Annotated in this window: 26 protein-coding genes; 11 read left to right on the top strand and 15 right to left on the bottom strand. The window is 63.0% G+C overall.

The window, feature by feature from the left end; genetic code table 11:
• The 4 genes from LJF34_RS03170 to LJF34_RS03155 all read right to left on the bottom strand — a co-directional run bounded on the left by LJF34_RS03170 (position 1) and on the right by LJF34_RS03155 (position 3,716).
• Positions 1-672 (bottom strand): metal-dependent transcriptional regulator, encoded by a 672-nt coding sequence (locus LJF34_RS03170; protein WP_231183178.1) that lies wholly within the window; start codon positions 670-672, stop codon positions 1-3.
• A 69-nt stretch (positions 673-741) separates the two neighbouring features.
• A complete protein-coding gene (locus tag LJF34_RS03165) occupies positions 742-1,395 on the bottom strand; it encodes an HAD family hydrolase (RefSeq protein WP_231183177.1) in 654 nt (217 codons plus the stop codon).
• A 134-nt stretch (positions 1,396-1,529) separates the two neighbouring features.
• A complete protein-coding gene (locus tag LJF34_RS03160) occupies positions 1,530-2,786 on the bottom strand; it encodes a Glu/Leu/Phe/Val dehydrogenase (RefSeq protein ID WP_231183176.1) in 1,257 nt (418 codons plus the stop codon).
• A gap of 84 nt (positions 2,787-2,870) precedes the next feature.
• Complete coding sequence (locus LJF34_RS03155; RefSeq protein ID WP_231183175.1) at positions 2,871-3,716, bottom strand: CoA ester lyase; 846 nt, start codon at positions 3,714-3,716, stop codon at positions 2,871-2,873.
• A gap of 105 nt (positions 3,717-3,821) precedes the next feature.
• On the opposite strand from LJF34_RS03155, the gene LJF34_RS03150 reads away from it, so the two are divergent.
• The gene (locus tag LJF34_RS03150; RefSeq protein ID WP_231183174.1) at positions 3,822-4,046 is read left to right on the top strand and encodes a hypothetical protein; all 225 of its coding nucleotides are present in this window, start codon (positions 3,822-3,824) and stop codon (positions 4,044-4,046) included.
• Positions 4,043-4,228, top strand: coding sequence for a hypothetical protein (locus LJF34_RS03145; protein ID WP_231183173.1), 186 nt, complete (start codon positions 4,043-4,045; stop codon positions 4,226-4,228). Before LJF34_RS03150 ends, LJF34_RS03145 begins: the two co-directional genes overlap by 4 nt.
• Before the next feature lie 128 nt (positions 4,229-4,356).
• Here LJF34_RS03145 and gdhB read toward each other — a convergent pair whose 3' ends face one another.
• Positions 4,357-5,631 (bottom strand): glutamate dehydrogenase GdhB, encoded by a 1,275-nt coding sequence (gene gdhB / locus LJF34_RS03140; protein WP_231183172.1) that lies wholly within the window; start codon positions 5,629-5,631, stop codon positions 4,357-4,359.
• 284 nt (positions 5,632-5,915) lie between these two features.
• On the bottom strand, positions 5,916-7,115 hold the full coding sequence (locus LJF34_RS03135; protein ID WP_231183171.1) for a PQQ-binding-like beta-propeller repeat protein: 1,200 nt from the start codon (positions 7,113-7,115) through the stop codon (positions 5,916-5,918).
• Positions 7,116-7,280: 165 nt separating this feature from the next.
• On the opposite strand from LJF34_RS03135, the gene LJF34_RS03130 reads away from it, so the two are divergent.
• Complete coding sequence (locus tag LJF34_RS03130) at positions 7,281-7,736, top strand: MaoC family dehydratase (RefSeq protein ID WP_231183170.1); 456 nt, start codon at positions 7,281-7,283, stop codon at positions 7,734-7,736.
• Here the strand turns inward: LJF34_RS03130 and LJF34_RS03125 are convergent.
• The 3 genes from LJF34_RS03125 to LJF34_RS03115 form a co-directional block, all read right to left on the bottom strand.
• Complete coding sequence (locus LJF34_RS03125; protein WP_231183169.1) at positions 7,733-8,077, bottom strand: DUF5658 family protein; 345 nt, start codon at positions 8,075-8,077, stop codon at positions 7,733-7,735. The genes LJF34_RS03130 and LJF34_RS03125 overlap by 4 nt on opposite strands.
• Positions 8,078-8,190: 113 nt before the next feature.
• Positions 8,191-9,894, bottom strand: coding sequence for an acyl-CoA carboxylase subunit beta (locus LJF34_RS03120; protein ID WP_231183168.1), 1,704 nt, complete (start codon positions 9,892-9,894; stop codon positions 8,191-8,193).
• Between the two features lie 156 nt (positions 9,895-10,050).
• The gene (locus tag LJF34_RS03115; RefSeq protein ID WP_231183167.1) at positions 10,051-10,473 is read right to left on the bottom strand and encodes a hypothetical protein; all 423 of its coding nucleotides are present in this window, start codon (positions 10,471-10,473) and stop codon (positions 10,051-10,053) included.
• A gap of 314 nt (positions 10,474-10,787) precedes the next feature.
• On the opposite strand from LJF34_RS03115, the gene LJF34_RS03110 reads away from it, so the two are divergent.
• Positions 10,788-13,196: a hypothetical protein gene (locus LJF34_RS03110; RefSeq protein ID WP_231183166.1), complete on the top strand. Its 2,409-nt coding sequence runs from the start codon at positions 10,788-10,790 to the stop codon at positions 13,194-13,196.
• Positions 13,197-13,260: 64 nt separating this feature from the next.
• Here the strand turns inward: LJF34_RS03110 and LJF34_RS03105 are convergent, their stop codons facing one another.
• From LJF34_RS03105 to LJF34_RS03095, 3 genes are all read right to left on the bottom strand, one after another.
• On the bottom strand, positions 13,261-14,148 hold the full coding sequence (locus LJF34_RS03105) for a class 1 fructose-bisphosphatase (RefSeq protein ID WP_231183165.1): 888 nt from the start codon (positions 14,146-14,148) through the stop codon (positions 13,261-13,263).
• Positions 14,149-14,150: 2 nt separating this feature from the next.
• Positions 14,151-14,939 (bottom strand): class I fructose-bisphosphate aldolase, encoded by a 789-nt coding sequence (locus LJF34_RS03100; protein WP_231183164.1) that lies wholly within the window; start codon positions 14,937-14,939, stop codon positions 14,151-14,153.
• Positions 14,940-15,058: 119 nt separating this feature from the next.
• Positions 15,059-15,637, bottom strand: coding sequence for a helix-hairpin-helix domain-containing protein (locus LJF34_RS03095; protein WP_231183163.1), 579 nt, complete (start codon positions 15,635-15,637; stop codon positions 15,059-15,061).
• Positions 15,638-15,775: 138 nt separating this feature from the next.
• Here LJF34_RS03095 and LJF34_RS03090 point away from each other — a divergent pair, with 138 nt between their 5' ends.
• On the top strand, positions 15,776-16,633 hold the full coding sequence (locus LJF34_RS03090) for a 3-hydroxyacyl-CoA dehydrogenase NAD-binding domain-containing protein (protein ID WP_231183162.1): 858 nt from the start codon (positions 15,776-15,778) through the stop codon (positions 16,631-16,633).
• A gap of 60 nt (positions 16,634-16,693) precedes the next feature.
• On the opposite strand, the gene LJF34_RS03085 is transcribed toward LJF34_RS03090, so the two are convergent.
• Complete coding sequence (locus tag LJF34_RS03085) at positions 16,694-17,767, bottom strand: phytoene/squalene synthase family protein (protein WP_231183161.1); 1,074 nt, start codon at positions 17,765-17,767, stop codon at positions 16,694-16,696.
• Positions 17,768-17,937: 170 nt separating this feature from the next.
• Between LJF34_RS03085 and LJF34_RS03080 the strand changes: the two genes are divergently transcribed.
• A complete protein-coding gene (locus LJF34_RS03080; RefSeq protein WP_231183160.1) occupies positions 17,938-18,642 on the top strand; it encodes an RNase P subunit p30 family protein in 705 nt (234 codons plus the stop codon).
• Positions 18,626-19,231 (top strand): class I SAM-dependent methyltransferase, encoded by a 606-nt coding sequence (locus tag LJF34_RS03075; RefSeq protein ID WP_231183159.1) that lies wholly within the window; start codon positions 18,626-18,628, stop codon positions 19,229-19,231. The genes LJF34_RS03080 and LJF34_RS03075 overlap by 17 nt, the downstream gene beginning before the upstream one ends.
• 179 nt (positions 19,232-19,410) lie before the next feature.
• On the opposite strand, the gene LJF34_RS03070 is transcribed toward LJF34_RS03075, so the two are convergent.
• Positions 19,411-19,620, bottom strand: a complete 210-nt coding sequence (locus tag LJF34_RS03070; RefSeq protein ID WP_231183158.1) for a hypothetical protein — start codon at positions 19,618-19,620, stop codon at positions 19,411-19,413.
• Between the two features lie 238 nt (positions 19,621-19,858).
• On the opposite strand from LJF34_RS03070, the gene LJF34_RS03065 reads away from it, so the two are divergent.
• From LJF34_RS03065 to LJF34_RS03050, 4 genes are all read left to right on the top strand, one after another.
• Positions 19,859-20,338, top strand: a complete 480-nt coding sequence (locus tag LJF34_RS03065) for an Rpp14/Pop5 family protein (protein ID WP_231183157.1) — start codon at positions 19,859-19,861, stop codon at positions 20,336-20,338.
• A gap of 4 nt (positions 20,339-20,342) precedes the next feature.
• On the top strand, positions 20,343-21,101 hold the full coding sequence (psmA, locus tag LJF34_RS03060; protein ID WP_231183156.1) for an archaeal proteasome endopeptidase complex subunit alpha: 759 nt from the start codon (positions 20,343-20,345) through the stop codon (positions 21,099-21,101).
• 54 nt (positions 21,102-21,155) lie between these two features.
• On the top strand, positions 21,156-21,881 hold the full coding sequence (locus tag LJF34_RS03055) for a ribosome assembly factor SBDS (RefSeq protein WP_231183155.1): 726 nt from the start codon (positions 21,156-21,158) through the stop codon (positions 21,879-21,881).
• 81 nt (positions 21,882-21,962) lie between these two features.
• Complete coding sequence (locus LJF34_RS03050) at positions 21,963-23,060, top strand: AI-2E family transporter (protein WP_231183154.1); 1,098 nt, start codon at positions 21,963-21,965, stop codon at positions 23,058-23,060.
• 16 nt (positions 23,061-23,076) lie between these two features.
• Here LJF34_RS03050 and LJF34_RS03045 read toward each other — a convergent pair whose 3' ends face one another.
• Entirely contained in the window at positions 23,077-23,316 is a 240-nt protein-coding gene (locus tag LJF34_RS03045; RefSeq protein WP_231183153.1) for a PRC-barrel domain containing protein, read from the bottom strand.
• Positions 23,317-23,374 lie beyond the last annotated feature (58 nt).

The following is a 23,374-nucleotide window of genomic DNA, read 5'->3' as shown; positions in this document are numbered from 1 at the left end:
TCACGCGAGTTCTTCGACGACCGCCCGGACGCGAATCGACCGGGCGATGGTTTCCGGAAGGCTCTGTTCCCCCTCGTTCACCGCGACCGTCACCATCCCGAACGGGGCCACGTCCACGATCTCCATCTCCGTGCCGGGCGTGATACCCGCGTCGGCCAGATAGCGCAACTCCTCGTCGTCGCGGTCACTGACGCGCGCGACGACGACACGCTGTCCCTCCTCGTGTTCGCTCAGGCGCGTCGTGTCGTCATCGTCGATGGGCGAGAGGCTCGCGTCGGGGATGGGATCGCCGTGCGGGTCGACCGTGGGGTTCCCGAGCGCGTCGGCCACGCGTTGTTCGAACTCCTCGCTGATGTGGTGTTCCAGACGGTCGGCCTCCTCGTGGACTTCGCTCCACGAGTAGTCCAGGTGTTCGGTCAGATAGGATTCGAGCAGTCGATGGTGTCGAAGCACTTCGAGGGCGACCGTCTCGCCCTCGGGCGTGAGTTCCACGCCCTTGTACTTCTCGCGGTCGAGAAGTCCGCGATCCGTTAGCTTCTCCACCATGCTGGTGACCGTGGGCGGCGTCACCCCGAGATACTCCGCGATTTCGGAGGTCGCAACCGGCCCCCCATCCTCCTTCTGAAGCGTATAGATGGCTTTCAAGTAGTCTTCCATCACGTCGCTTAGCATCACTGGTCGGAATTAGACACTTCTAAACCTTCAATTTGTCGTGTGCTTATGCCCGTTCGTCGACCGAATCTATCGTCGGTCGGACTCCACCAACGGGAGGAGTACGGCCGCGAGTTCCGTCATATCGACGGCCGAAACGGGGGCATCCGGTCGGGCCTCGTCGCCGACGTACACCGTCCCGAACCCCTGTTCACGAGCGGGGACGATGTCCTCCTCGAACGTGTCGCCGATGTAAATGAACTCGTCCGCGTCGAGCCGTCGTTTCGCTTCCTCGAATATCGCGGGGTCGGGTTTCCGTGCCCCGACTTCGTTCGAGATGATGACGGTGTCCACGAGGGATTCGAGGCCGTGTGCGTCGATTTTCCGACGCTGTGCCCGTCCGTCCCCGTTCGTGAGGATGCCGGTCGGACACCGAGCGGAGACGGCTTCGATCAGTCGCCGAACGGACGGGCGAACGCGCGTGGCTTCGGCCTCGTTTTCGATGTGTGTGGTCGCCAGCGCAACCGGGTCCGCATCGAGTTCGTACCTCTCGCAGACCGCGGCGAAAGCGCGTTCGTACGGTTTCTCCCGCAGTTCGGTAATTCCTTCCAACACCGCATCCGAGTACGTCACCAGCATCTCTTCGGTCGGTTCTACGGGAAACGACCGAGCAGCGATCTCGCCGAACGGCTCGGTGTATTCGAGGAGGGTGTTGTCGAGGTCGAAATAAACCGCAGTCGTCATTAGTAACGGTGTCGATTCGAGTGAAAAGTATGCTTCGGTCGGCGATTTCGGTCGGCGGTTTTCCGCCCGTAACGACCGTTCGAACAGACGATTGCCGGGTACGAAAGCCAATTCGCGAGAGGTCGGTTCCGCGTTCAGGGCCAGTTGCCGCTCTCGGTGTAGGCGTCGATGACGCGCTGGAGGGAGACGACGTAGGCCGCGGTTCGGAAACTCGGCAGGTCGTGTTCCTCGTAGGCGCTCGTGAGGTCGTCGAACGCGGAGACGACGATGTCTTCGAGTTCCTCGTTGACGCGCTCTTCGGACCAGTAGAAGCGCTGGCGGTTCTGTACCCATTCGAAGTACGAGACGGTGACGCCGCCCGCGTTGGCGAGGATGTCGGGGAAGACGTGCACGTCGCGTTCCGTGAGGACGTCGTCCGCATCGGGCGTGAGCGGCCCGTTTGCGGCTTCGACGATGACGTCGGCCTGCACGTCCCGTGCGAGGTCGCCGTCGATCGCGTTTTCGAGCGCGGCGGGAACGAGGAGGTCCACATCCAGCGTGAGGAGGTCTTCGTTGCTGATCTCCTCTTCTGTACCCGCGTAGCCGACGACGCTTCCCGTCTCGTTTTTGTGGTCTTTCACGTCGCGGGCGTGGAGTCCGTCGGAGTTGTAGATACCGCCGCTGGAGTCCGACACGGCGACAATTTTCGCGCCGAGGTTTTCGAGGAGTTTCGCGGAAATCCATCCGGCGTTCCCGTAGCCCTGCACGGCGACGGTCGCGCCCTCCATCTCCTTGCCGAGGTAGTCGAACGCCTCGCGGGCGGTGAGCATGGTCGAGCGACCCGTCGCCTCGACGCGACCCTCGCTGCCGCCGCTTTCGAGCGCTTTGCCGGTGATGACGCCCGGTTCGGTGGTGTTTTCGAGCTTCTCGTAGGTGTCCTTAATCCAGTTCATCTCGCGCTGGCCCGTGTTGACGTCGGGTGCGGGGATGTCCTGGTCCACGCCGATGAACGGTCTGAGTTCCTTCGCGAACGAACGCGTGACGCGCTCCAGTTCCGCTTCGCTGTACTCGTCGGGGTCGATGATGATGCCGCCTTTCCCGCCGCCGTAGGGGATGTCCACCACGGCGGTCTTGTACACCATCCATCCTGAGAGGGCCTTCACTTCATCGCGGCTGACGTTGGGGTGGTAGCGGATGCCTCCTTTGTACGGGCCGCGGTCGCCGTTGAACTGCGACCGGAAGGCTTTGAACGTCTCGATCGAACCGTCGTCCATCTCGACGGAGAGGTTCGTTTCGAGTATCCGCTGGGGGTGCTTGAGCCGTTCGAGGACATCGGGGGACGCGTCGAGATACTCCGCCGCGTCGTCGATCTGTTCCTGTAAGCTCTCGAACGGATTGGCTTGTTCGGACATCGTCTGTCAATGCCACCCACCCACTGTTAAGCATGACGAAATAAGGATGAGCTAATACCCCTAAATGTGATATAATGGCACGAGTCAGTTGTCAGCGCGAGCGTACTCCATCACCCGCTCGGCTTGCGCGATGAGCGGCGCATCTATCATCTCGCCGTCGACCCTGAACACCCCCCGTCCCTCCTCGTCGGCTTCCGCTTTGGCTTCGAGTACCGACTCCGCCCACTCGATCCGTTCCGGGTCGGGCGTGAACGCCTCGTTGATGGGAGCTACCTGTGCGGGATGAATCGCCATCTTCCCGTCGAAGCCGAGGCGAATCGCGAACTCCGTCTCCTCGGCCAATCCGTCCGTGTCTCCGATATCGGTGTACACCGTGTCGATGGCGTTCACGCCCTCCGCGCTCGCCGCGATGACGACGTGTTCCCGCGCGTAGAGGACCTCCGTCCCCTCGTCCGTCCGCGTCGCCCCGATGTCGGCGGAGAGGTCTTCTGCCCCGAACACGAGCGCGTCCGTCTCGTCCACGGCGGCGATTTCGGCGGCGTTGAGGACGCCGCTCGCGGTTTCGATCAGTGCGAGGATAGGCGCCCGACAGTCGTGTTCGTCGAGGAGTCGGGCCAACGTTTCCGCGTCGGTAGCCGACTCCGTCTTCGGAAGCATGACGCAATCGACCGCTTTCGCGCCGTCCGCGATTCCGCGGAGGTCGTCGTCCGCCGCGATCCCCGTCGGGTTGACGCGAACGCACACCTCGCAATCCGGGTCGAACGCCGGATCCGTGAGTACCTCACGAACCGCGGTTCGTGCCTCTCCCTTCCGCTCGGGAGAAACGGCGTCCTCCAAGTCGAACACTATCACGTCGGCCCCCGCTCCGGGAGCCTTCCGCATCATCTCGGGTCGGTCGCCCGGCGTGAACATGACGCTTCGTCGTGGCATAGAGGAGGCGACGCGTGGTGTCGATTTTAAGCCACCGAAGGGGTATCCGGATGGTCTCCCCATTCCTGACGGAATAGTTATACCATCCGAAATATGGATAGTAGTATGGTGGAAGTCGGAACTATCGAACGAAAGCAGTTGGGGATCGCACTCCTGTTGGTCGCGAGCCTCACCCTCTCCGTGGGCGTCCCGATCGGAAACGTTCCGCTCGGGTTCGGCATCGGTGTCGCCTTCGAAGTCGCCAAACTCGTCGTCGAAGCGGTGCGCTGCGTCGGGTCCGGCCACCGACGAGATAGGTTTATCACCTCTTCGACCAGTGTATCGTCATGACTCGAACGAAAGAGGTAGACGCGGACTCGGAAACCGATTCGGACTCCAACATGGGAATGGGTATCGGTCTCGGTGTCGCTCTCGGTGCCGCACTCGGCGTCGCACTGGACAACATCGCGCTCGGTGTGGGAATCGGAATGGCAATCGGCGTTGCAGTCGGAGCGGGGCTGTCCAACAGGTAACCGTCGCTGCTTTCGAATGATCGCTGTCCATCCACGCGTCAGTTGAACGCCTCTTTTCGATAGGAAAAAGGACCGTCCGTTTCGTTCGTTTCGTCCGTATTCCACACAGGTCGACCACTGAACCCGAGTTAGGGCCAGAGTCCCCGGGCCTGATGCGCTTTCGCGATGCGGGAGAGGCCGACGATGTACGCGGCGTCACGCCACGTCACGCCGCGCTCCTCGACCTCGCTGCGCACGTTGTCCCACGCGTTCAACATCTCGGATTCGAGTTCCTCGTTGACGCGTTCGAGCGACCACTGACGGCGGTTGATGTCCTGCAACCATTCGAAGTACGAGACCGTGACGCCGCCCGCGTTGGCGAGTATGTCGGGGATGACGTGGATGTCGCGCTTCTCGAATATCTCGTCCGCGGTGGTCGTCGTCGGGCCGTTCGCACCCTCTACGATGATGTCCGCCTGCACGTCGCGGGCGTTCGCCTTGGTGAGGACGTTGCCGATTGCGGCGGGGATGAGGACGTCCACGTCGAGTTCGAGGAGGTCCTCGTTGGGAATCGGGTCGTGGCCGTCGAACGTCGTGACGGCTTCCGGCTTCTCCTCGTGGGTCGGAATGCGGTCGATGTCGAGGCCGTCCTCGTCGTAAATCGCGCCGTTCACGTCGGAGACGGCGACGATGTTCGCGCCCCATTCGTGAAGCGAGAGCGCCGCGTTCGCGCCGACGCTCCCGAACCCTTGAATGGCTATCGACGTGTCTTCGAGGGGGTAATCGTAGTACTCACACGCCTCGCGGGCGATGATGGCCACCGAGCGACCGGGCGACTCCTCGCGGCCGTACGAACCGCCGATGACCGGCGGTTTGCCGGTGACGACGCCGGGTTGGGTTTCGCCCTCCTGCATCGAGTAGGCGTCCATGAACCACGCCATCGCCTGCGCGTCGGTTCCCATGTCGGGGGCGGGAATGTCGCGCATCGGTCCGATGAAGTCGCGCAGTTCCTCGGCGAACCGGCGGGTGAGCCGTTCTTTCTCCTCGTTGCTGAGTTCCTTCGGGTTGACGACGATGCCGCCTTTCGCTCCCCCGAACGGGAGGTCCATGACGGCGCACTTCCACGTCATCCACATCGAGAGACCGATACACTCCTCCTCGGTGACGCCGGGGTGGTAGCGCATACCGCCCTTGAACGGCCCGCGCACGCTGTCGTGCTGTGCGCGGTAGCCCGTGAATATCTCCGTGTCGCCGTCGTCCCGCTTCAGCGGAACCGAGACGCGGTGCACTTGGTCGGGGTGTTGCAGGCGCGCGATGACGCCGGGGTCGACGTCGAGGTGCGCCGCGGCGCGTTCGAGTTGTCGTCGTGCCGTTTCTACCGCCGTTTCCGGTTCGTCCGTGGTCTGCTTCCCAGTAGATGCCATGGTGTGGACGCCTCCGACAGGCTTGCCCGTTTAGTCGGGAGCGCCGCGAGAAAGACCTTACCATCCGTCACCGCGTCGCCATGCAATACCACGGCACGACGGTCGCGAAAGAACACGATCATCGGGAGGGTGAAACGAGAGGGCGGGTGTGGACCGCGCGAGCGACGAAAGTAACCGAGCGAAGGGAGAGACGAGGAAACGAAGGGAACGGAAAAGGACGAAGGAAGTGAAGAGGAGAAGGACGGAGAGAGGAAAGCAGGACCGGGAGACGCTTCAGGAGCGGATTACAGGGGAAGTGAGTACACCGTTCCGGCCACGTCACCGACGTAAACGGCGTCGCTGCCGACGGCCGGCGACCCGACCAGCGAATCCCGTGCGTGGAAATACCACCTGACGCCGCCGTCGGCGCGGTCGAGTGCGACGAGCAGTCCGTCGTCGTTGCAGACGTACACCAGTTCGTCCGTGACGGCGAGCGACCCCCACACGTGCGCACCGGTTTCGACGCGCCAGCGTTCGGTTCCGTCCGCCGCGTCGAGCGCTAGAACGTCCCCGTTCGCACAGCCGACGTAGACGGTCCCGCCGACGAAAGTGGGAGACGACCAAATCCCGGCGTCGGCCTCGTATCGCCACTCCGTCTCGCCCGTTTCGGCGTCGAGCGCGTAGATTCGGTCCCCGTCCACGGTTCCGACGTACACCGTATCGCCGACGACTGCGGGCGTACCCGCGATGGCGAGCGAGGGCGCAAAGCGGAATCGTTCGTCGCCGTCGGACAGTCGGTGGGCGAACAGACCGCCGTCGAGGCCGGTCGCATAGAGGGTGTCTCCGGCGATCTGCATCGACGTGAGCGCCCGTGCCGGACTTCTGAACGACGACGTTTCCGCCCCGGTTTCGGCGTCGAGCGTGGACACCCGTCCGTTTCGCGCCGCGACGTAGAGCGAATCGCCGAGGAGTATCGGCGACTCCTCGACGCCCGCATCGGTTCGAAAGGTCCACTCCCGCGTTCCCGTCGCCCCGTCCAGCGCGAACAGGTTTCCGCTCCGGTCGCCGACGTAGGTGAACTCCGCACCCGGAACCGGCGAACCGACCGCGTTCGGTGCTTGAAACAGCCAATTGCTGACGCCGTCCAACCGGTCGATGCTGCAGACGAATCCGTTCTCCGTTCCGACGTACACCGACCGATTCCTGATGATGGGGGCGGTTTCGACCGGCCCGCCGACGTGAGCGCACCACCGTGCGTGAGCACGTCTGCCCTCGCCCGTTGGCATCGTCAGGGTGGTCGGTTCCCCTTCGACGCCGGGTTCGGGGGCACCGATTCGGACGTTCGGCCCGGAATCGATACCGCCGTCGGCGATGAACGTGGCGTCGTCGGGCGTCACCGCTCGATCGAACACGTCAGTCGTGTTCGAACCGACACCGTCACCTCGTGTCCGCTCCGTTCCCTCACGACGCTTCTCCCTCGCCTGTCGCGTGTTTCGTTCTTTCATATTTGTCCTGACCTGACTTTGGCCTGAGCATCACCCCGTTCGAATACTAGCCTCTTTGTTATGGGCTGCTTACGGGGGGCTATCGAACGCGCAACGATTGGGAGCGGTTGCAACAATCGCCCCCAGACCGACAGGATTTTTCCCTCGCTCGACGCAGACGTTCGCATGACGGGGCTGTATTACGAGGAGTTCGAGGTCGGTGAAACCATCGAACACGAAAAGCGACGTACCATCAGCGAAAGCGACAATCAGCGGTTCTGCGATATGACGATGAATCAACAGCCGCTCCATCTGGACGCCGACTTCGCGGCGGACACCCAGTTCGGCGAGCGGTTGGTCAACGGACTGTACACCATGAGCGTCGCCGTGGGGGTGTCGATTCCCGACACCACGGACGGAACCATCGTCGCCAACCTCTCCTACGACGACGTCTCCCACCCGGAACCGGTGTTTCACGGAGATACGATTCGCGCCCAGTCCACGGTCACGGACAAGCGCGAGACGAGCGACGGCGAACGCGGCGTCGTCACGATGAAGGTCGAGGTCTTCACAGTCGATGGCGACGACGAGACGCTCGTGTGTGAGTTCGAGCGAACGGTTCTCTCGTTGAAGAAACCTTAAGGCAGGAACAGCGAGAGGTTGACGACGACGGCGAACACCCACGGGGCGGCGAGGCCGACCGGAACGAACGCGGCGTACTCCCGCGGAACGAGGGTCCGGCCCACGAATCCGACGGCGAGCGCGAACGCCTTCAGTCCGACCAGCGAGAGGAAGCCGAATCGGCCGAGCGCGTGGCGTGCGACCGGATTCGATTCGACGAGCCCCGCCCGCAACCCGACGTACGTCGTGAGCAAATCACCCACGAGCGCGAGAAGGACGACGGCCCAGAGCAGTCGCTCGATGGTACCGAAATCGAGCCAATCCGTGCGCTGATATCGAAACGAAAGGGGTTGGTGACTCATGGATGCTGGCGCGGGGTATTCCACGTACATCCGCAGGCACACCCGAACGGGGCTTTATTATGAACCGGATTATGCGGCTTAAACGGGGTCTAAATCGACCGATCTCCGTCCCTCTACAGAATCGTGCCGTGTTTCTTGTCCGGCAGGTCCTTCTCCAGACCGGCGTAGAAGTCGTATCGCTGGACGAGTTCCTCGCGGAGGGTACTCGGCGGAACGATGTCGTCGATGACCATCTCGCTCGCCATGCGGTGGACGTCGATGTCCTCGCGGTACTCCTCGCGGAGTTCCCGCTCGCGTTGAGCGCGTTCCTCCTCGTCTTCGATGTCGTTCAGCTTGTTCGCGTAGACGGCGTTGATGGCCGCCTCCGGTCCCATGATACCGATTTCACCCGACGGAAGTGCGATGATACTCTGTGGGTCGTAGGCCGGACCGGACATGGCGTAGATACCCGCGCCGTAGGCCTTCCGCACGACGACGGAGAGTTTCGGGACGGTGGAGGAGGACGTTGCGTAAATCATCTTCTTCCCCTTCTCCAGAATCGCGTCCTTCTCGACCTGCGACCCGGCCATGAAGCCCGGCGTGTCACAGAGGTAGAGGAGCGGAATCTCGAACGCGTCGCACTTCCAGATGAACTCGGCGGCCTTTTCGGCGGCGTCCGGGAAGATGGCCCCGGAGCGCTGTGCCGGTTGGTTGGCGACGATACCGACGGGTCGCCCGTCGATTCGCGCGAAGGCGGTGATGATTTCCCCGCCGAAGTCCGGCCTGAGTTCGAAGTAGGAGTCGGCATCGACCACGCGCTCTATCAGGTCGGTCATGTCGTAGGCCCGGTTCGGACTGTTCGGGATGACGCCGTCGATGCCCTCCGGGGACCGTTCGGGCGCTTTCGGCTCGCTTCGCGGCGGTTTCTCGTGTGCCTTATCGGGCAGGTACGTGATGAGGTCTGCGACGAGTTCGCGGGCGTGTTCCTCGTCGCGGGCCACGAGGTCCGCGCTTCCCGAGTGTTCGGCGTGCATGTGTGCGCCCCCGAGGTCCTGCATGCTGATGTCCTCGCCCGTGACCATCTGTACCATCCGCGGGGAGGCGATGGCCATCGCCGACATTCCCTCGACCATGATGGTGAAGTCCGCGAAGACCGGGGTGTAGGCGGCCCCGGCGATGCACGGCCCGTAGAGGACGCAAATCTGTGGCACGCGTCCCGAGAGCATCGAGTGGTTGTAGTAGTACTTCCCGATGCCCTCACGGTTGGCGAAGAACCCGGACTGCTGGTCGATGCGGCCACCCGAGGAGTCCATCAGGTAGAGGACGGGTTTCCCGTTCTGGAGCGCACGCTGTTGCATGCGGAGGAACTTCTCGACGCCCTTCGCGGCCATGCTTCCGGCTTTGACGGTGAAGTCGTTCGCCATGAAGTGTAGGTCACGGTCCTCGAACTCCGCCGCGCCGGTAATGAGGCCGTCGGCGGGCAGTCGGTCGTCCGCGTCGAACTCGGCGAACCGGCCGTCCTCGAACTTCAGTCCTTCCTCTCCGAACCACAGGTCGAGTCTATCACGGACGAACAGTTTGCCCTTCTCCGAGAGGCGTTCTTTGTATTTTTCCTTCCCGCCCGACTCGATGTCCTCGATTTCCCCCCAGAGGAGTTCTTCCCGTTCCGTCGGTCCGAGGTCGTCTTCCGGCGGTTCGCCGGGGTCGCTCCACGTGGCCGTCGGTTCGTCCGCGTCGCCGACGAACACCTCCACCTCGCTTCCGACGTGTTTTGCGAGCGCGCTGGCGATCGCCGAGGCTTCCTCCTCGGTCGCCTCCGTTCCGATACGAACTTTCATGAATGTGAATCCGTGAGGCGATTTCAAACCGTTTTCCCTTTCCATCGCGGCAACATTTTCTCGGCGAGTGGGTGAAGTGGCGGAAAAAGGAAACGAGAGGGGGAGGGTTAGAAACGTCTGCGGGGGGGAGAGCAGTGCGGAACGAATCGAGACGGACTACTGGTCGGGGAGTTCCATCGCCGCGACGTGCTCCGCGTACTCTTCGAGAACGGGTTGACCCCAGTACCGAAGTGATTCGCTCCGTGGATCGTAATCGATGATGTTCGCGTCCGCGAGTTTCGGGAGATGCGTGTGGTGAAGCGATGCTTCGACACGCCGTCGGTAATCGTCCGGAACATCGTCGGCCGACGTTTCGGTCTCCCACGTGACGACCTGATCGACGAGGTCGGAAAGCGTCGCTACGCCGTCCGCCGTCGTCGAGAGATAGTGGATGGCGTATCTCCGTTGCTTGTTCGACAACAGTTCGAAGATGTCATCGAACGATGGTCTGCTCACTGCCGGTTCGGCGCGAAGTACGTGGGAGGGTTGTCCCGATGGGCGGTTCCCCGTGTCATCACGGTATGGTGACTCGTTGCTCATGCGACGCTCAACAGCAGTTGACCAGCATGGATAAAGAAGGGTGAATCTAGACACCTAGAAAACTGGCAACGAAAGTGAAATCATCGGCCCCAAGAGTTTTATTTCGTATAAATGGAACACCGATTATATTCGGGTCCGTGTGCGAACAGCCACGGTCGCTCGAAACGTGTATTACCCTGTCGATTATCTTTCACTACTTCCGGTATTGGTGGTTTCGGATTCGGCAATCAAGACCGATATTGGCCGGTGATTCGGAGAACGGAATTAACGATGCCCGTAGTTAACGTGCGCCATTGCCGTGTGAGTCGTATCCGATGACTCGATTCGCACGGGCCGCACTCGCCCTCTTCCTCGTACTCCTCGTCAGCACCGCAAGCATCGGCGTCGTTTCGCTTTCGAAATCGCCCGAATCGGCTTCAGCAACGTCCGCCACGCCGCCAGCACCGTCGGCATCGACAGCCACGCTTCCGCTGTTACCGGCGAGCGAGGGAAACAGCGCTCTCCTCCAACGGACGGCGACAAATCAGTCGGCCCGTGAACGGGCCGCCACGCTCGGTGCCGTGCAGGGTGCGTCGTTGGCACAGAGACAAGGAGTCACGATCACCCAACAGCAGCGTCAAGCCGCCGTGCAGGGTGCAGTGCAGTCCGTCTCCCAGAACCAGCAGGCGAACGTCACGCAGATTCAGGCGGCGGCGCGCGGCGCGGCACACGGGACCCTCCTCCAGAGTCAGGACGCGAACGTCACGCAGATTCAGACGGCGACACAGGGTGCGACCGCCGGTGCGACCACGCAGGTCCAGCGGGCCACGGTGACGCAGATACAGGCCGCCGCGTTCGGCGCAGCACACGGTGCGACGGCCGGGAGCCAACGAGCGACCGTCTCGCAGGTGCAGGCCGCAGCGAAGGGTGGTGCACAGGGCGCGGCAACCGGCGCGACGCAGAACCAGCAAGCGAGCGTCTCACAGATTCAGGAGGCAGGACAGGGGGCCGCGTTCGGCGCACTCGATCAGAGACAGAGCGTCTCGGTGAAACAGATACAGGCCGCGACGCAAGGGGCCGCGAGCGGCGCGGTCCAAGCCCAGCGCGCGAACGCGAAACAGGTGCAAGGTGCCGCGATAGGTGCGGCGCGCGGCGGCGTCACGCAAGTTCAGCAGGCGACCGTCCAGCAGGTGCAAGCGGCGTGTCGCGGTGCCGCGGCGGGTGCCGTCTCGCAGGTTCAGCAGGTGTCCGTAACGCAGATTCAGGTGGCGGCACAGGGTGCCGTGACGGGTGGACTCACGCAGGTCCAGCAAGCGACGGTCAAGCAAATTCAGGCGGCCTGCCGCGGCGCGGCCGCCGGCGCGTTGAGCGTCACGCAGATTCAAGTCGTGAACATCGTCCAGATTCAGGTCGTCGCACAGGGGTCGGCACAGGGCGCGGTGCAGGGAGCCGTCCAGAAGCAGGTCGTGAACGTCGAACAGATTCAAGCCGCCGCGAAAGGGGCGTCACAGGGAGGCATCACGCAGGTTCAGACCGTCCGTATCACACAGATTCAGTCGGCCTGCGTCGGGGCGGCGTCGGGTGCCATCACGCAGAGTCAGCAGGTGAGCGTCACGCAAGTACAGGCTGCCGCCCGAGGGGCGTGTGCGGGTGGCGTCGTGGCGAGCCAACGCCAGCAAGCCTCCGTTAAACAGGTACAGGCGGCAACGCAGGGAGCATCGAGTGGAGCTATCTCACAGAGCCAGCAAGCGTCGGTGACGCAGTTGCAGGCGGCCTCGCGCGGGGCGGCGCTCGGCGGAATCACGCAAGTGCAGCAGGCGACCGTCCGGCAAGTGCAGGCGATATCGTTCGGCGCGGCCGCCGGCGCGACGCAGGGAGCGACCGCGGGAAGCGTAACCGACGGGGATCAGATCCGACAGGCAGCCCTCTCGGGGACGTCACAGGCGTCGGATGAGTTACAACCGGGAACGACCGTTCCGCCCGAAACGCTTCGGTCGGTAGCCCAGAACGAGGCGAGCGGCGGAGCGCAACCGACGGCACAGCCGACGCAGACGACGCAACCGGCGACATCGACTCCGTCGACCACCGCTCAGAACCCGACGACCGCGGCACCGCCAGCTACCATAACGACCGCACCGGCGACCACCACACCGAATCCGGTTACGACCACCGCGACGAACGCCACGACGACTCCGACGACAACGACGCCGAACGGGACGACGACCACCGTTGCGCCGCCGACAACTACGACGAACACCACGACGGCGACGACCGGACCACCTATCGCACCGGCGAGCGTGAATCTGACCTGTACGCGAATCACGGTGAACGCGGCGCAACCGGCCGACTATCGGATGCAGGCGGTGTTGGTGAACGCCTCGAACCCGCAGTCGGGCGTGCTGGTGACACGGAACGTCTCGGCGGCGGACTTCGTACAGCAGCCGAACGGGACGGTGTCGTGGACGAACACGACCGCTGACTTGGATGCCGACGGGTACGTCTTCGTCAACGCGACGATATTCGACTCGAACGGCCAGCAAGTCGCGACGACACAGCAGAGCGACCTGCAGGCGTGTATCCGCCAAGTCGGCGGTCCCAGCCAGACCACCGTACCACAAACGACCGTCGGCGGCCCGACCGCGACCGCTGGCCCCACGACGGTTGCGACGACGGCCGGACCGCAAACGACACCGGCGACTCCCGGAACCACGACGGGAGGAACGAACCAGTCGCTCGAAACGTGATCCGTCGCCTAACGGCCGGGAAACCCGTCCACAACCCCGAAAGAAAAACGAACGGTCCGAAGCGCTATAGCGTCGATTCGAGACGCTCGATGAGGTCCTCGTTGCCGATGTGCAGCGGCACTCGCTGGTGAAGCCCCTCGGGCGTCACGTCGAGAATCGACGTCTCGCCGTCGGAGGACCGGCCGCCCGCGGACTCGATGATGTACGCCATCGGGTTGGCCTCGAACTGGAGACGGAGCTTTCCCTCCGGGCGCGATTCCAGTCCGGGGTAGGCGAACACGCCGCCGTAGGTCAGTACTTGATTCACATCCCCGATCATCGAACCGCCGTAGCGTAGTTTGAGTTCGTTCTCGACCTCGCGTGCGTAGGCCGTGAACGCCTCGGGCCAGTCCGGAACGCGGCCACCGAACCCGTAGACGGTGGGGTCGTCCGGAAGCGAGACGTCCTCGGTGACGACTCGTCGTTCGCCGTCTCGCGGCGCTTCGCCGCTCGACTCTTCCGCGGTGCCTTGCACCGCGGTGTCCTCCACGACGTACTCCGTCACCGACCCGTCGCGGGCGACCATCATCGTCGTGATGGGGCCGAAGAGGACGAACGCCGCCGCGACGAGGTCGGTTCCCTTCGCCGGGAGCGGCGCGTCGTAGACGCCGACGACGGTTCCCATCGAGTTGTTCGATTTGAGGTTCGACGACCCGTCGAGCGGGTCGACGGCGACCGACAGACCCTCGCCACACTCGACGACGTGTTCCCGTTCCTCGCTCGCGAACTCGCCGACCCCGTCGATGGCGGTCAACTCGGCTTCGAGGTGCTCGTCGGCCCACACGTCCGCCGCCATCTGGATTTCCCCGCTTGGGTTCTCCTCGTCCGCCTTCCGACGGCGGCCGGTGAGACCGCCGCGGATTTCGGGCGCGGCGGCGGCGACGGTCGCGATGATTTTTTCAACCGTATCCATCGTTAGAGCGCTTCGTCGGCGGTTGCGCCCTCGAAGATGACCTTTTCGAGCGCGTCGAGGATTCGCTCGGGGTCGTCGCGCTGCCAGACGTTGCGACCGACCGCGAGTCCGGAACCACCGGCGTCCATCACGGCTTCGACGCTGGAGAGGAAGTCGTAGTCGCTGGTCTTCGAACCGCCGCTCATGACGACGGGCATGTCCGCGGCGGACTTGACCGCCCACTCCATGGATTCGCGGGAGCCGGGATATTTGACCTTCGCCATGTCAGCGCCGATTTCGAGCGCGATTCGGGTCGCGTAGGCGATGGTGCTCTCCTTGGTGTCGTTCTTGAGGCCCTGTCCGCGCGGGTACGACCACATGACGATGGGCATGTCGTATTCGCGGTGTGCCCGCTCCTGCACGTCGCGGAAGTCCTCGTACATGTTACACTCGTGGTTCGAACCGGAGTAAACGGTGTACCCGACGGCGTCCGCGCCGAGTTCGGCGGCGTAATCGACCGTCCAGTTCTGGGGCGAGTACGGTTCGCCCATCCAGAGGTTGCTCGTCCCGTTGAGTTTGGCGAGCAGGTTCACGTCGTCCTCGTAGGAGGGGTAGTACGTCTCCGCGAGGCCTTTCTGGACAGCGAGGCACGTGACCGCGTCGTGGGTCGCGGTTTCGAACACCTTCTCGGGGTCAAGCGTCTCCGGAACGGAGCCGAAGTCGGCTGACGGTCCGTGTTCCAGCCCGTGGTCGTGAGCGAGAATGAGTGCTTTGCCGTCTCGCGTGACTTGCGAGTCAGTCAGCGGAATCATCATTCCGAACTGCGCCGACGATATATAAGAGTGTACTGGTAGCGCCCGAACCTAAACGATTGATTTCAGCCTTCTCAATAGCTCTATTGTGCGAATAGAAAACTACGATAGTAGTAAATTCACAGCAGTTCGTGGGCGGAATCGCGCCATTCGACAACTCGATCTTGGTCGAACGCGAGCGAGTCTGCGACTCGTTCCGGGTTGGCGATGGCGAGACTCCGAACCGAGGTGATACCCGCCTCCGCGAGTTCCTCGGCCAGTCGCTCGTCGATTTCCGGCACGTCGGTCACGGGGTCGGGACTGCTCCGGTCGCGCCACGCCGCTTCCTCCGCCTTCGCGTCCCCGCTCCCGTCGGTCGTGGCCGTTTCGGGTGTCTCACGTTCCCAGTCGCCGGAACTGGCCGCGATCCACGCGCGCTCTTCGTCTCGAAGACCGCGGACCTGCGTGGACCGTCCTCGGAGGTCGTTGCCCGACTCGAACGACCACGAAAGGGAGTGTTCGCGCCGTAGACGCCCCGCAACGCCCGGATTGACGCCCGCTCCGCGGAGCATCTCGTAGGAGACGGTTCGGTTCCGGATGTCCTCGACGCCGAACGACACGCCTTCGAGAACCGCCGCCGTCGCTGGTCCGACGTATTTCACGTCCGTCGGTTCGGTCACGTCATCTTCGCCTGTCTCGTGTTCCCTCACTGCCCTCACCGATTCGTTTCTTTCTCCCACTCACTCATATTGAATGTTTCGCCATCCGACCTGTCCGGATAGTTACTGTGTCAACAGATTTTGTCCTCCCGCTCGCGTTCCGCTATCCTTACAACCGCTCCCGGAGCAGTCGCCACCATGCGGACGCTTTCCGACATCGACAGCATCGGCGTGATCGGGGCAGGCACCATGGGCAGCGGCATCGCGCAAGTCGCCGCGACGAACGGGTTCGACGTGGTCATGCGCGACATCGAGACGGAGTTCGTGGAAAACGGGTTCGACACCATCGAGAGCAGTCTCGACCGGTTCGTCGGAAAGGACAAGATGAGTCGGGAAGAGGCCGACGAGGCGCTCTCGAATATTACGGGTACGACCAAACTCGACGACCTCGCGGACTGTGACTTCGTCGTCGAGGCCGCCGTCGAGAACATGGACATCAAACAGGACATCTTCGCGGAGTTGGACGACGTGCTTCCCGAGGACGTCGTCCTCGCCACGAACACCAGCACGCTCTCGATAACGACCATCGCCAGCGTCACCGACCGCGAAGAGAAAATCGTCGGCCTGCACTTCATGAACCCCGTCCCCATCATGAAGGGCGTCGAGTTGGTCGTCGGCGAGAAGACGGACGAGGCCGTCGTCACCCTCGCCCACGACCTCGCGGAGGAACTCGGCAAGGAGACGTGGGAGTCCGACGACAAACCCGGATTCGTCACCAACCGCATCCTCATGCCGTGGATCAACGAGGGCATCCGCGCCTACGACGAGGGCGTCGCGGACAAGGAGGACATCGACAAGGGAATGACGCTCGGAACGAACGTCCCCATGGGTCCGCTCACGCTCGCGGACCACATCGGACTGGACATCTGTCTCGACGCCAGTCAGACGCTGTTCGAGGAACTCGGCGACCGATACAAACCCGCCTATCTGTTGAAGCGCAAGGTGGACGCGGGCGACCTCGGCAAGAAAACCGGTAGGGGCTTTTACGAATACTGAGCCACGACTGTCGACGGTACCGATATCGTAGACGAATCGAGAACAGCGACCAACCGAAAATCAGGACAGGTGGAACGGCCGTTCAGAAATCGTGCGCCGCAACTCGCCCAGTGTTTCGCGTTCGACGCCGCCCGCGAGCGAGGTGATGAGGGCGTGGACTTCCTCGCGGGACACCTTGACTCCGGCGCGGCGAAGCGCGTCTTCCGGCCGTTTTCGCACTTCACGAAGCGTGCCGACGGCGAGGAGGTAGGGAATCGTCCACGCGACGAGGCGATTGCCGCGTTCGCGCGGCATGCTCTCCAGATACGTTTGGGCGTCGTCGGTGAAACTGTGGGCGTGGTCCGCTGTTCGGGCGACGACGTCCGCGACGTCGTCGCTGTGTTCGGGATCACAGAGGTCGTCCTGTGGTACGTCGGCGTCTTCGAGCCATGTCTCGGGGAGGTAGACGTTGTTCTCGTCGTGGTAATCGACGTACACGTCCTTGGTGACGTTGACGAGTTGCAGGAGGAGTGCGAACGACTCGGACGTTTCGCGGAGGCGGTTCGCTTGCGCCGAGTCCGCGTCCCGACAGACGAGGTTCGTGATGAGTTCGCCGACGGTTCCGGCGACGTAGTAGCAGTACTCCTCCAGTTCGGCCCGCGTTCCGATTCGAAGGCCGCCCTCGTCCGCGTGTCGTTCGACGAACATCGCCATGCCGCCGACGAGTTCGCGGACGGGCGGTCGAATCGCCTCGCGGACGGACGGCGAACAGGCGTCGAACGTTTTGACGATTCGAGGTGCGTTCGCGACCACGGACCAGTCGGCATCGTCGTCGCCCTCGTCGTCCGGTATCCACTGGTCTACCGCCTCCCGGAACTCGTCTATCGTCGTCGAATCGGTCGGGTCGAGGACGGCGTCGTACTGATAGAGGAGACTCGTTTGTTCGGCGGGCGGAATGTGGCCCGCATCCTCGATGGTGTCGGCGACACGACAGAGGAGGTATCCGACGCAGATGGCATCGGCCATCGGCGCATCGAGGAGATCGATGGTGATGGCAAACGTTCGGGAAACTCCCTGAACGGCCTGATGGCACCATTCGAGGTCATCCTCGGAGGGGTCGTCGGAGGTCGGGGAGGTCGGTGGGTGGCTGTCCATTCTGTTACTGAACCTTTCGGCCCTAGGTGTTGAGACGGGAAAACCGCTTGGGCTTACCTCTCCGGTGTCACTGGAACGGCTAATCAGTTCCGACTCCGGTCGGGACCGCCGTCGCCCGAACCGCGAGTCGCAAGCGCCAAGTCTCGCGGCCGCACACCCGAAAACGAGCAATGTACGAGGGCGTTCACGCCGTTCCCGATGGGGAGGGCACCGTCGCACGGTTCGCCGCCACCGCCGCCGACTACGGATACGACGGCATCGTCGTCCGTAACCACGGCGACTCCCGCGCCGACTTCGACGCGGAGCGAATCAGCGACGCCTACGGACTGGACGTGGTGGATGGCCTCGAAATCCGCGCGGACAACCCCTCGCAGGCGAGCGGTCACGTCGGAAACTTCCGCCCGAAGACGACGATACTCCTGTTTCACGGGGGAACGGTCAAACTCAATCGCTTCGCCGTCGAGGAGGAACGAATCGACGTGTTGGCCCACCCGATGCGCGGCCGCGGCGATTTCAATCACGTGCTGGCGAAGGCCGCCGCCGAACACGGCGTCCGGGTCGAGTTCAACCTGTCGCGTATCCTTCGCGCCGACGGCGGCCCGCGGGTGCAGGCGATACAGGATCTCCGTAAACTCCGCGAACTGGTGGTCCAGTACGACGCGCCGTTCGTCGTCAGCGGCGACCCCTCCTCTCACCTCCACCTGCGAGGCCCGCGCGAACTGAAAGCAGTGGGCGAGGTCATCGGCTTTTCCCCCGAGCAAATCGAGGACGGACTCCGGGAATGGGGTCGTCTCGCCGAGCGAAATCGAACGATTCGCTCCGACGATTTCATAGCCCCCGGCGTGAAACGTGGGCGGTATGAAGAAGACGATTGAGGAACACGCCGACCGCTTTTCCGACATCGCGGGCGACTACGACGATTCACAGGACAGCGAGGAGTACCGCGCCTGCGTCTCGCTCGTCGTGGACCACGCTGACCCGGACGATGACGATACCGTCCTCGATTTGGGGACCGGAACGGGCGCGATCGCCCTCGCGCTCGCCCCTCATGCGAAGCGCGTCATCGGTCGCGACATCAGCGAGGGGATGATGGACGAAGCGCGAACGAAGGCAGAGGCGAACGGCATCGAGAACGTCGTGTTCGGCGAAGGGAAGTTCCGGGACCCGAACGTGGACGAGGAGATCGACATCGTCGTCTCGAACTTCGCCATGCACCACCTCTCCGATGACGAAAAGCGCGAAGCAATCGAGGCCATTGCGGAACTCGGCCCGCGGAAATTCGTCCTCGGCGACGTGATGTTCTTCGACCTGCCCGACCCCGACGAACCGTTCTACAGCCCGGAAGTGGACGACCCGTCCACAGTTGGACATCTGGCCGACGTGCTGACCGACAACGGGTTCTCGTTGACCGCCGTGGAGCGGGTTCACGACCAAGTCGGCGTGCTGGTCGCGGAACGGGCGTGAGTACGTCGACGGTTTCGGCTGACCGATATCGCCGAACTCCGTCGAAATAGCTGAATCCAGCCGATACCGACGAAGTTCCGCAGTTTCGATACCGTCCGCTCGTCACGTCGCAATCGTGTCCGCTCCGAGCCGCGAACGACACGAAAATAACGGTCATCCCCGAGCGGTTCGTGTTCCGCTCAGGGTCGATGCGGACCCGACTGCTGGGGAACGTACGGCTTGCGCGGTTCGACGGGGATGCTGCTGACGGGCAACTCCTGCTCGTCCAGCACGGCGTGAATCGCGCCGAGAAGTTCCTTGTCCACGTCGTCTGCGTCGATGCCGCGGAAGCGGAGGCCGACCTGTTTGATGGCGATACTCTTTTCTTGAGAAGGTTCGTTGTCGGACATGCTTCGATAGCCTCGAAGCAAGCAGGGTAGGTGCTTTGACACCTGCCTTTCGGCGAAAGCCCTGTTGCTTCGTCCGACATATCATATTGCGAGGAGTTAATTCTATTGGTTCGGTGTGTTTCGAAATCCGAGAAGAACGCGCTCGTCCGTCGAATAGCGGCCAAACCGCTTCCCGTCCTCCCGACGCGAGAGCAAGCCATTCAAACCCATCGCCACCCAATCGACACCAGAGCTCCGAATGAAGCACCTCCCGAAGCACATCAGGCCCCACTGGCGGTATCTCGCGGTCGGACTCGAGACGTGGCCCGACGCGGACATCGACCGTCGGTCGTTCCAACGAAGTATCTGGTTCGCGGCACAGAACTTCCTCGGGGACGCCGGAAGCGCGGACGCGGACCTGACGGTGTTTTCCTTCGAGTTCGAGGAGGGGACAGGTGAGGCGCTGGTTCGGGTTCGTCGGGGACACACCGACGAGGCCCGAGCGGTGCTGGCCTGCATCGACGACGTGGATGGCGATTCCGTCGGCGTGTTCGTCCGCGGTGTAAGCGGGACGGTGCGAGGTTGTGAAGAAAAGTATTTAGGTCGCCAAAGGGAAGTTTTGGGCGAGAGAAGCGTCGTGTTCGCGGACGAAAATCGTCCCGCCGTCATCCGTGACGGCGTATTCGACATTCAGGTCGATGACTCGTTCGTAGGCGCGACGGAACTCGATTTCGAGTGATACTATGCAGGGACAAGCCCAACAGCAGGCGTACGACCGCGGGATTACCATCTTCTCCCCGGACGGCCGTCTCTATCAAGTCGAATACGCACGAGAGGCCGTCAAACGAGGTAGCGCCAGCATCGGTGTCCGAACCGAAGGCGGCGTCGTCCTCGCGGTGGACAAACACACGCGGTCGCCGCTCATGGAGCAGACCAGCGTCGAAAAGCTCCACAAGACGGACGACCACATCGGTATCGCCAGTGCGGGCCATGTCGCCGACGCCCGCCAACTCATCGACTTCGCGCGCCGCCAGTCCCAGATCAACCGATTGCGCTACGGCGAACCCATCGGCGTCGAGACGCTGACGAAGGAAGTCACCGACCACATCCAACAGTACACGCAGGTCGGCGGCGCACGACCCTTCGGCGTCGCGCTCATCATCGGCGGCATCGAGAAGGGCGAACCGCGCCTCTACGAGACGGACCCGTCCGGGACGCCGTACGAGTGGAAGGCGCTCGCGGTCGGTGCTGACCGCGGCGAGATTCAGGATTACCTCGAATCGAACTACAGCGAGGAGATGGACTTGGACGGCGGCATCGACCTCGCCCTGAGCGCGCTCGGCACGGTCAACGACGACCAGCTTTCGGCGGGCGGCGTCGGTCTCGCCACCGTCGACGTCGAAACCGAACAGTTCCGTATGCTCGACGACGACGAGGTGGAGGGATACCTCGACGAACTCGACCTCCTCGAATCCGAGGACGACGAAGAGCCGGAAGAGTAATCTCGACGCCTTTCTCGGGAAACATCTTTTAGGTGGGCGCGTTTACCATCGGGTATGATATCACTGGACGAGGCGGTGACGGCGCGTCTCGAATCGCACGGTGCTCGATTCGAGGTACTCGTGGACCCGGACGCGGCGCTTGCCATGAAACGCGGCGACTTCGACGGCGACATCGAGGACGTCATCGCCGCCGAGGACGTGTTCGAGAACGCGAGCCGCGGGGACAGACCGGCCGAGGAAGATCTGGAGAACGTCTTCGAGACGACGGACCCGCTCGAAATCATCCCCGAGGTCATCGAGCGCGGGGAGATACAGATAACGGCCGAACAGCGCAAGGAAATGCAGGACCAAAAGCACAAGCAGTTGGTCAACCGCATCACGCGCAACGCGGTCAACCCGCAGATGGACAACGCGCCCCATCCGCCGGAGCGCATCGAAAACGCGCTGGAACAGGCGGGCTTTTCCGTGGACCCGATGGAACCCGTTGACCAACAGGTGGACGACGCGCTCGAGGCCCTCCGCCCCGTCATTCCGATTCGATTCGAGGAAGTGACGATCGCGGTGCAGGTGCCCGCGAACTACGCCGGAAGCGCACAATCGCGGATTCGACAGTTCGGCGATTTGGAGCGCGAGGAGTGGCAAAACGACGGCTCGTGGGTCGGCGTCATGACGTTTCCCGCCGGGATGCAAAACGAGTTTTACGACCTCGTGAACGAGCACACGAGCGGCGAGGCGGAGACCCGTATCGTCAAGGACGAAGACGACCTTCAGACGCGGTAACGAACGTTACGGTCGCTTTTTCGAAGGTACGGACGGTCCGACGGACACATCCTTTTGGGGACCGGTCGTGTATCGAAGACGATGGGGAGTTCCGAACGGCGGTCACGGCTGGGATGGTGGGCACTCGCAATCGCGTTGGCGTTGGCGCTCGCGTTCGTCGCCTACGCCTTCGTCGGCACGCTCGTCCTCGGGTTGTTCGTCTACTACGGGTCGCGCCCCGTGTACCGGCGGGTGGCCGGGCAGATCGAATCGAAGACGCTCTCGGCGGCGGGCACGCTGTTTTTGCTCTCCCTTCCGGCGCTGTTCCTCGTCGGCTACACCGTCGCCGTCGGGGTCCGGGAACTCAGCGCGTTCACGGGAACGGGCATCGAGGCCTACTACTCGCGGTTGATTCCCGGTTCGACGGACGTTCCGGGGATGCTCTCGCATCCACAACGGCTCGTCGGGTCCGACTTGGGAACCGCGTGGGGGGAGTTCATGACCGCGCTCAAATCGCTCGGAATCCTCTCCAGAAGCCTTCTCACGCTGTTCCTTTCCATTTCGTTCGCTTTCTTTGCGCTCCGCGATGGGGACCGCTTGGCGTCGTGGTTCCGCGGCGAGATGGGCGAGGAGAGCGCCGTCGTGGCCTACCTCTCGGCGGTGGACGAGGACCTCTCAATCGTGTACTTCGGAAACGTACTCACCATCCTGCTCGTCGGCGTGGCGGCGACGATTCTGTACAACGGGTTCGCCGCAATCGCCCCCGCGGGAGTGGCGTTTCCACTGCCCACCGTCTTCGCCCTGTTGACCGGGCTTGCGACGTTCGTCCCCCTCGTCGTCGGAAAATTGGTGTACGTTCCGCTCACGATATACTTCGGCTGGCAGGCGCTCCAGGTTCGAACCCGGCTTCTCTGGTTCCCGGTGGCCTTCTTCGTCGTCTCGCTGCTGTTGTTGGATCTCCTGCCACAGACCGTCATCAGGCCCTACATTTCGGGCCGAACGACGCACACTGGGTTGGTGATGTTCGCCTACATCCTCGGCGGCGTCCTCTTCGGCTGGTACGGCATCTTTCTCGGACCGTTGGTCCTCGTTCTCGTCGTGCAGTTCGCCGGCATCGTGTTCGGCGACTTGGTGCACGGAAAACGCGTCACGCCGACCTCCTCGCTCTCCATCGGGTCGAATCCGCCGGAAGAAAAGTGACTTCGTCGAAAGCGAACTACGCTTGCAGTCGGATTTCGTCGTCGGTGATGGAGGAAACCATCTCCTCTTGGAGCGGGTAGGTGTCCTCGTCCCTGTCTCCCCACCCGAGTTTCGATTTCACCTTGTCGGTGACGCCCGGGTTCGGGTCGATGTGCGCGGTGCCGTGGTCCACGTCCGAGACGATACCGACCTCGTCACCCGATTCGTCCACGACTTTCTTCCCCTCGTCGTCTTCCGTGATCTGTGTTGTTGCCATCGCGTTCGTACCTCGTCGGTCCCACGGGTACCGCCGGTGGTTGCCCATGCAGGGACTT

It is taken from the genome of Haladaptatus sp. DYF46, from assembly GCF_021083305.1.
In the GTDB taxonomy this organism is placed as follows: domain Archaea; phylum Halobacteriota; class Halobacteria; order Halobacteriales; family Haladaptataceae; genus Haladaptatus.
The sequence above is the reverse complement of the archived record's forward strand: the minus strand, read 5'-3'. Positions and strand labels throughout refer to the sequence as shown.